This window comes from Pseudomonas sp. EA_5y_Pfl2_R50 (assembly GCF_963970475.1).
Lineage (GTDB): Bacteria > Pseudomonadota > Gammaproteobacteria > Pseudomonadales > Pseudomonadaceae > Aquipseudomonas.
Window position 1 is genome coordinate 1 of the sequence record NZ_CAXAPT010000219.1, and the last position, 347, is coordinate 347.

Annotated in this window: 1 protein-coding gene; it reads left to right on the forward strand. The window is 59.7% G+C overall.

Annotated features, from left to right (window positions below; all coding sequences use genetic code 11):
* Window positions 1-11: 11 nt before the first annotated feature.
* Window positions 12-347: contractile injection system protein, VgrG/Pvc8 family (locus AACY19_RS27535; RefSeq protein WP_339454656.1), on the forward strand; the 336-nt coding region annotated here is incomplete at its 3' end.

The following is a 347-nucleotide window of genomic DNA, read 5'->3' on the forward strand; positions in this document are numbered from 1 at the left end:
AGGAACAAGGGATGTTCGCGCCGGCCAATGAAACCCACTTTGCCCTGACCATCGAAGGTCTTTCCGCCGATTTCCAGGTGTTTACCCTTACCGGTCGGGAAGCCATCAGCCAGCCTTTTGTGTTTGAGGTGGAGCTGGTCAGTGAGCAGCCGTCGCTGGACCTCGAAACCCTGCTGCACAAACCGGCCTTCCTGCAACTGTCGCCTGACGGCAGCGGCATCCATGGCCAGATCTACCGCGCCGCGCAAGGTGATTCAGGCAAGCGCCTGACCCGCTATTCGGTGACATTGCGCCCGCAACTGTCGTACCTGGCGCACCGCGTCAATCAACGCATCTTCCAGAACCTC